Consider the following 7,273-nt stretch of genomic DNA (forward strand, 5'->3'; position numbering starts at 1 on the left):
TCACCCGAGCAGGTTGCTCACGCTGCTCACGGTCAGGGCCACGACCACCGTGCCGAACACGTAGGAGAGTGCGGCGTGCTGCGTGATCAACCGGCGGATAGCCCGCGAGTTCACGTTGGTGTCGCTGACCTGAAAGGTCATGCCGATGGTCAGGCCCAGGTACAGAAAGTCGCGGTAATCCGGGTCCTTCAGATGGCCCTCGCCTTCCGGGAACAGCACGCCTCTGCCCCCATCGGCATAGAAGCGCCGCGCGTAGTGCAGCGTGTACTCGGTGTGCAGCAGCAGCCACGACAGCCCGGTCGTCACGACCGCCAGCGCCAGCAGGTCCAGTTGCCAGCCGCCGGTCTTGCGGTGGGCCAGCGAGAGCGTCCAGCCCACGCCCAGCAGGCTCATCAGCGACGCCGTCACGGTCACCAGCAGCGCCTGCGTTCGCGTATCGTCCTCGCGGGTGGCGAGTGCCCGCGTCTGTTCGGGCGTGGCACTCAGCAGCAAGGGCCAGATGCCGCTCAGCAAGACGACACAGAGCGCACACCAGCCCAGCAACACCCGTGCGACCGGCGGCCATCCCCCCGGTGCCACCACCCACACCAGCAGGCCCAGCAGTGCGCCCAGCAGCAACCTCCGGCCTGCTGGTAGTGGTGGGCGCCGTGAGAAGGTCATTCCCCAGGATAGAACGTGCCTGGCTCCGGCAACGTGCGGGGGGCGGAGGGTGTATCTGGCTGTCTCTCCTCGCGGACGGCGCTGATGAAGGCCACCCGTTTGGACACCCGCCACTCACCCGCATGGAACCGGGGGGCCAGGGCGTGCCGCAACGCAGCGCGAACGCGCCTCCGGTCATCTTCAGTGAGGCGCTGGAGTGCCGTCATGGATTCCAGGTAGGCCAGGACCGGGCCGGGTTCAGGAAAGACGAGCGCACTGTCGAGGAAGTCAACGCGGGCATTCCCGAAAGTGTCGCGCACCAGACGTTCTCCATTCCGCTCCGAGAACACCGCTGACCCTGCGCGGCTCTCCAGCAGGCTGGCGAGCGCAGGTTCAGCGGGGACGACTTCGGCCACAATCTCCCACAGTTCGCCCATATACCCCGAAGCGTTGGTCACGGCCAGAAAACGCCCGTCGGGCCGCAGGACACGCACGAACTCGGCCAGCGCCGCCGGAACGTCCGGCACGTGGTAAAGCATGTGCCGCGCCGTGACGACCTCGAACGCCCCGTCTGGAAACGGGAGGGCGTCGGCGCTCGCCTGCCCGAACTCCACCCCCGGATGAACCCCCCTGGCCCGTTCGACCATCCCGGCCGAGAGGTCCGCACCGACGAGGCGCCCCTGGTGGCCCTCCGCGCGCAGGCGGCCAGGGAAGTCGCCGGGGCCGGTGCCCACGTCCAGCAGGGCCTCGTCCCCCCGCAGGGCGAGCCGTTCATCCACCATCGGCTCAATGTCCGGCCCGACCCCGTACCGCCGGTGCGTTTCCATCCGGGTCCGGAGGTGGCGGTCGGTAGCGTATTGCGCGGCAACCTCGGCGGGGGAGTACAGGCTCATGGGCCGAGCCTACCCGAATTGCCTAACGCCTAACTCCTCAACCCTCTCAGTACTGCCGCCCGAAAATCACCCGCTTGCCATACGCGCTCGGCTGGCCGCACTTCACGCAGACACCCTCCTCGCGCTCGCTGAAGAACTCGGCGTCGTCGAGGGGGATGTTGCGGGTGGTGGCCTTGGTGTCCTCCTTGATCAGGGCCTCGCATTCGGCGTTCCCGCAGTGGAAGGCCCGGACCCAGTTGCCGTGTTCGATGGCGTTCTTGAGGTCCTCGTAGCTGTCCACCGAGACGGTGTGCGACAGCAGGAAGTCGGTGGCACGGTTCAGCAGCCAGTCGTGGATGCCGTCGAGGCGGGCCACCATACCGCTGATCGCCTCCTCGCGCGGCAGCGTCTCCTTCTCCTCCGCGTTGCGGTTCTTGACCACCACCACGCCCTGCTCAAGATCGCGCGGGCCGATCTCGATGCGGACGGGCACGCCCTTGAGTTCCCAGTCGTTGTACTTGAAGCCGTTGGTGACGCCCTCGCGTTTGTCCACCTTCACGCGAATGCCCTGCGCGCGCAGCTCGGCGGCCAGCTTCTCGCCTTCCTCGACCATCTGATCGAAGTTCTCCTTGCGGCCCACCGGGATCACGACCACCTGGATGGGCGCGATGCGGGGCGGCATGATCAGGCCGAAGTCGTCGCCGTGCGTCATGATGATCGCGCCGATGATGCGGCTGGAGATCGCCCAACTGGTCGTGTAGGCGTACTCCTCGCGCTGCTCGCGCGTCTGGAACTTCACGTCGAAGGCCCGGCTGAAGTTCTGCCCCAGGTAGTGCGAGGTGCCCGATTGTAGCGCCTTGCCGTCGCGCATCATGCCCTCGATGGAGTAGGTGGCGACTGCTCCGGCAAAACGCTCGCTGGCTGTCTTCTCACCCCGCACCACCGGCAGCGCGAGGATGTCGCGGCAGAACTCGTGGTAGAGGTCGAGGATTTGCCGCACCTCTCCTCTGGCTTCCTCCTCGCTGGCGTGCGCGGTGTGCCCCTCATGCCAGTAGAACTCGGAGGTCCGCAAAAAAGCCTTCGTCCGCAGTTCCGCGCGGAACACGCTGCCCCACTGATAGTGCAGGAAGGGGAGGTCGCGGTAGCTGCCCAGCCACTGGCTCCACATGTACCCGATGATCGTCTCCGAGGTGGGGCGCAGCACGTAAGGCTCGGCCAGTTCCTCGGTGCCGATGCGGTCCACCGTGAACAGCTCCGGCGCGAAGCCTTCCACGTGATCGGCTTCCTTGGTGATGAAGTTCATCGGGATCAGGGTGGGGAAGATCAGGGACTCGTGGCCGGTCGCCTTGAAGCGGTCGTCCAGCCAACGCTGGATGTTCTCCCACAGGGCCGTGCCGTAGGGCTTGACCACCATCGTGCCCGCGACGGGGCTGTTGTCGGCCAGATCGGCCTTTTTCACGACCTCGTTGTACCAGTCGTTGAAATCCACACTCTGGGGCGTCACCCCGTACTGCTGCGCCTTCTTGTCCTGCTTGCCCTCGGCCTTCGTCCCGGTGTCCCTCGTCATGGGGGGCATGATAGCGGGGCGGGGTGGGGGCCGAATCTGCCGCCAGTCGGGTTTGGTGTGGGCCGGATACCGGGGGCCTCCAGGTACAGTCAGCCATGACGCCCGTTCCTGCCCTGGCCCGGACCATCGCCGCCCGCGTGGCCCGGATTCCGGGGATCGCCGCCGTCGCCCTGGGTGGCTCGCACGCGCGCGGCACCGCCCGGCCCGACTCTGACCTCGACCTGGGCCTCTCCTACCAGGCGGACCGTCCCTTCGACCTGGAGGCGTTGAATAGCCTGTGCCGCGACCTCGACGATTCCGGCACGGCGGTGGCGACCGCGCCCGGCGGCTGGGGGCCGTGGGTGGACGGCGGCGCGTGGCTCACGGTGGAGGGGCAGCGGGTGGACTTCATCTACCGCGACCTGGGCCGGGTGGCGCGGAGCGTGGAGGACGCGCTGGCCGGGCGGGTGAGCCTGCATCCCCAGGTGGGACATCCCCACGGCATCCACGGCCACCACTACGCGGCGGAACTGGCCTCCTGTGTCCCCCTGCACGATCCAGATGGGCGACTGGAAACGCTGCGCGCCCGGCTCGGCGGGTATCCGCAGTCGTTGGCCGAAGCCCTTGAACGTCATTACGGCTGGCAGCCGGACTTCTGGCTGGACGCGGCGGAAAAGGGGCTGAAGCGCGGCGACCGGCATTACGCGCAGGGCTGCGTCTATCAGGTCGTGATGGCGCTGGTGCAGACCCTCTGCGCCCGCGAACGCGCCTGGATTCTGAACGAGAAAGGGGCGGTGGCACTCGCCGGGGGATTGCCGGGTGCGCCCGCGAACTTCGCCGCGCGGGTGAGTGCCGCGCTTGCCACACTGGATACGCCCGGCCTCCGTTCGCTGGTCGTGGAGACGGCGCAGAGAGGGGCAGATGGAGGTTCTCCCAACGCTAGGTAACGGTTTTCTCCAGAAGGTTGTCATCGGAAGCGCAGGGAAAGCCCCGTAGGCTACCCGCATGACGCAGAACAACGGACAGAACAACGACCAGAACGTCGCCGCGCAGATCGACAACCGCGTGGAGCAGGACCTGCGCCAGCGCCTGGAGCGCCAGGGCGACCACATGCAGGTCAAGGACAAGAACGGCGACTACGTGGGCACCGTGGATCATATCGAGGGCGACCAGCTCAAGCTCACCCGCAGCGGCAGCCATGACGGCCAGCACCACTACGTCCCCCTCTCGAATGTCGAGAGTATGGATGACGTGGCCGTGTACCTGAACGTGACCCAGGATCAGGTCAAGTAAACCCGGCAAAGTGGGCGGTGGGGGCGATCCTCACCGCCCATTTCCTGTTTATGGAAACGGTTCCAACCCCCGTGGTCAGGCCGTATGCTGTGAGGCGTGCTGAAGACCGAACTGGCGGCGCAGTTGCGAACCGCGTTCGACGACGACCGGGACGCCGATACCTTTCTGTTGCGTCTGGAACGCTACGGGGCCGATCTGGTGGAGAGCCTGCGTGCGGTGTACGGCGAACGGACGGACGCGCTGCTGGACCGGCTGCTGGAGGTCATGCTCCACGCCTACCACGCCCGCCCCGCCGACCTCAAAAGGCTGGACGAGGCGCGTCTCCTCCGGCCCGACTGGCTGCAAAGTCCCGAGATGGTCGGCTACGTCGCCTACACCGACCGTTTCGCCGGAACACTGAAGGGCGTGCAGGGGCGCCTGGATTATCTGGAGGGTCTGGGCGTGAAGTACCTGCACCTGATGCCGCTCCTGAAGCCCCGCGAGGGTGAGAACGACGGCGGCTACGCCGTGCAGGATTACCGGGCCGTCCGCCCTGACCTGGGCACGATGGACGACCTCTCCACACTGGCGCGGGGGCTGCGGGACCGGGGCATCAGCCTGGAACTGGACCTCGTGCTGAACCATGTGGCGCGCGAGCACGAGTGGGCACGGAAGGCACGGGCGGGCGACCCCAGATACCGGGCCTACTTCCACCTCTTCCCCGACCGCGGTGGGCCGGACGCTTACGAGGCCACCCTGCCCGAAGTCTTCCCCGACTTCGCGCCGGGCAACTTCACCTGGGACGAGGAGGCCGGTGAACATGGCGAGGGGGGCTGGGTCTGGACCACCTTCAACTCCTACCAGTGGGACCTGAACTGGTCGAACCCGGACGTGTTTCTGGAGTTCGTGGACCTCATCCTCTACCTGGCGAACCGGGGCGTGGAGGTGTTTCGGCTGGACGCCATCGCCTTCATCTGGAAACGGCTGGGCACCGACAGCCAGAACCAGCCGGAGGTGCATCACCTGACGCGGGCGCTCAGGGCCGCTACCCGCATCGTCGCGCCCGCCGTCGCCTTCAAGGCCGAGGCGATTGTGGCGCCGGGCGAGCTGATTCACTACCTGGGCACCCGCTCGCACCACGGCAAGGTCAGCGACCTGGCCTACCACAACAGCCTGATGGTGCAGCTCTGGAGCAGCCTCGCCAGCCGGGATACGCGCCTCTTCGCGGAAGCCCTGCGCGCCTTTCCGCCCAAGCCCACCAACACGACCTGGGGGATGTACGTCCGCTGCCACGACGACATCGGCTGGGCCATCAGCGACGCGGACGCGGCCCGCGCGGGGCTGAGTGGCGAGGCGCACCGCCACTTCCTCTCGGACTTCTACAGCGGCCAGTTTCCCGGCACCTTCGCCCGGGGGCTGGTCTTCCAGTACAACCCGGCGACCGGTGACCGGCGCATCAGCGGCTCGGCGGCGAGCCTCGCAGGCCTGGAGGCGGCGCTGGAGACGGGAGGCGCCGGACAGATGGAGGACGCCGTGCGCCGCCTGCTGCTCCTTCACACCGTCATCCTGGGCTTCGGCGGCGTGCCGCTGCTGTACATGGGGGACGAACTGGCGCTGCTGAACGACTACGCCTTCGAGGACGTGCCCGAACACGCGCCCGACAACCGCTGGGTGCATCGCCCCCGGATGGACTGGGAACTGGCCGAGCGCATCCAGCAGGAGCCTGACTCGCCTGGCGGAAAGGTGAACGCGGGCCTGCGCCACCTCCTGCGCGTGCGCCGCGATACCCCGCACCTGCACGCCAGCATCGAGAGCCAGGTCCTGCCCAGCCCCGATCCGCGCGTGCTGCTGCTGCGCCGCGACCATCCCCTCGGCGTCATGGTGCAGGTCTACAACTTCAGCGAGGAGACGGTGATGTTCCCGGCCTACGTCCTGCGGGACGTGCTGGGGGACCACGCGCAGGACCGGCTGAGCGGGAGTGCCTTCAGCCTCGACCGGCCTACCGTGCGGCTCTCGGGCTACCGGGCGCTGTGGCTGACGGAAGGGGAGGAGCTGGCATGAGCGACCCCGGCCCTGCTGGACTGTCCACGGAAGCTCTGCTGGAAGCCGCCCGCCGCGCCGCCGACAGGCTGATCTACGTCAGCCGCGACCCCGATGTGCGGCGCGAGGCCGTGAACGCGGCGCAGGCCATTACACGTCTGCTGAATGCGTTGCGAAACAGTGGGCCACCGCCTGCGTGAATGGACCTCCCCGGTCAACTTCGTGCATTGAACCTGCCCTGGGCGCGTAAGCTGCCCGCAGCTTTGCTGTCCCCGGAGGTCGTTATGCCCGAATATGCCCCCGCCGCGCCGTCCGCCCACCTCCGTGTCACCGGAAGCCGTCACCTCACCTGAATCCCTGACCGCTCCGGGTGGCCCTCCCGACCCGAGGACATCCTTGACCACCTACACGATTCGGCCCGCTACCCCTGAAACCCTCACCGACCTCTACGCCCTGCATCCCGACCCGGCGGAGGTGGCACAGCGCCTCCGCGTGCTGCGGCAGAACGTTGAAGCGGGCAAAGTCAGCCTCGACCGCATTCTATTTCTGCGCTCCCGGCGGGGGGTGGACGGGACGGTGCTTCTTCCCACGCCGCTCCACGTCCCTGTCTTTCCCCGCCTGCGCCCCGACGTTCCCGCCGACGCCGTCACGGCTTTCGCTCAGGCCATCCGTGAGAGGGTGGAGCCGGAGCGGTTGCTGGTGCTTCAGGACGACCTCGCGCCCCTGAATGCTGCGGCGCTGGAGGCCGCCGGTTGGGCGCTGGACAGCCAGCAGGTGCTGTATGAGACCGACCTGCGCGCCCGGTCCTACCGCCCTGACCCGCGAGCGGTGGAAGGCGGCGTGGACTGGCTGAGCCGTCCCGAGGTGCGGGCACTGCTGGACGTGGAGGGGCACACGGACTACG

General features: G+C 67.7%; 7 protein-coding genes and 1 pseudogene (1 of these 8 running past the window's edge). 5 read left to right on the forward strand and 3 right to left on the reverse strand.

The genetic code is table 11. The annotated features are described in order from the left end of the window. The 3 genes from E5F05_RS10395 to proS are packed head-to-tail and all read right to left on the reverse strand — an operon-like array spanning window position 1 to window position 3,078. Window positions 1-660, reverse strand: a complete 660-nt coding sequence (locus E5F05_RS10395) for a DUF1345 domain-containing protein (RefSeq protein ID WP_129118539.1) — start codon at window positions 658-660, stop codon at window positions 1-3. Next, window positions 657-1,532: a class I SAM-dependent methyltransferase gene (locus tag E5F05_RS10400; RefSeq protein WP_129118540.1), complete on the reverse strand. Its 876-nt coding sequence runs from the start codon at window positions 1,530-1,532 to the stop codon at window positions 657-659. The genes E5F05_RS10395 and E5F05_RS10400 overlap by 4 nt, the downstream gene beginning before the upstream one ends. Before the next feature lie 46 nt (window positions 1,533-1,578). Then, on the reverse strand, window positions 1,579-3,078 hold the full coding sequence (gene proS / locus E5F05_RS10405; RefSeq protein WP_129118541.1) for a proline--tRNA ligase: 1,500 nt from the start codon (window positions 3,076-3,078) through the stop codon (window positions 1,579-1,581). A gap of 95 nt (window positions 3,079-3,173) precedes the next feature. Here proS and E5F05_RS10410 point away from each other — a divergent pair, with 95 nt between their 5' ends. The 5 genes and pseudogenes from E5F05_RS10410 to E5F05_RS21995 form a co-directional block, all read left to right on the forward strand. Then, window positions 3,174-4,004, forward strand: a complete 831-nt coding sequence (locus E5F05_RS10410; RefSeq protein WP_129118542.1) for a nucleotidyltransferase domain-containing protein — start codon at window positions 3,174-3,176, stop codon at window positions 4,002-4,004. Between the two features lie 58 nt (window positions 4,005-4,062). Further along, window positions 4,063-4,350 (forward strand): DUF2171 domain-containing protein, encoded by a 288-nt coding sequence (locus tag E5F05_RS10415; RefSeq protein ID WP_129118543.1) that lies wholly within the window; start codon window positions 4,063-4,065, stop codon window positions 4,348-4,350. A 96-nt stretch (window positions 4,351-4,446) separates the two neighbouring features. Next, window positions 4,447-6,390, forward strand: a complete 1,944-nt coding sequence (locus tag E5F05_RS10420; protein WP_129118544.1) for an alpha-amylase family protein — start codon at window positions 4,447-4,449, stop codon at window positions 6,388-6,390. After that, window positions 6,387-6,569 (forward strand): hypothetical protein, encoded by a 183-nt coding sequence (locus tag E5F05_RS10425; RefSeq protein ID WP_129118545.1) that lies wholly within the window; start codon window positions 6,387-6,389, stop codon window positions 6,567-6,569. The genes E5F05_RS10420 and E5F05_RS10425 overlap by 4 nt, the downstream gene beginning before the upstream one ends. Before the next feature lie 94 nt (window positions 6,570-6,663). Beyond that, window positions 6,664-7,273, forward strand: a pseudogene (locus tag E5F05_RS21995) (hypothetical protein); its annotated part runs 92 nt beyond the window's last position; the annotation flags it as partial.

The sequence above is a fragment of the Deinococcus metallilatus genome (assembly GCF_004758605.1).
Taxonomy (GTDB): Bacteria; Deinococcota; Deinococci; order Deinococcales; family Deinococcaceae; genus Deinococcus; species Deinococcus metallilatus.

Coding starts and splice junctions, on each gene's coding strand:
- E5F05_RS10395 (WP_129118539.1), bottom strand. CDS start 660: ATGACCTTCTCACGGCGCCCACCACTACCAGCAGGCCGGAGGTTGCTG.
- E5F05_RS10410 (WP_129118542.1), top strand. CDS start 3,174: ATGACGCCCGTTCCTGCCCTGGCCCGGACCATCGCCGCCCGCGTGGCC.
- E5F05_RS10415 (WP_129118543.1), top strand. CDS start 4,063: ATGACGCAGAACAACGGACAGAACAACGACCAGAACGTCGCCGCGCAG.
- proS (WP_129118541.1), bottom strand. CDS start 3,078: ATGACGAGGGACACCGGGACGAAGGCCGAGGGCAAGCAGGACAAGAAG.
- E5F05_RS10425 (WP_129118545.1), top strand. CDS start 6,387: ATGAGCGACCCCGGCCCTGCTGGACTGTCCACGGAAGCTCTGCTGGAA.
- E5F05_RS10400 (WP_129118540.1), bottom strand. CDS start 1,532: ATGAGCCTGTACTCCCCCGCCGAGGTTGCCGCGCAATACGCTACCGAC.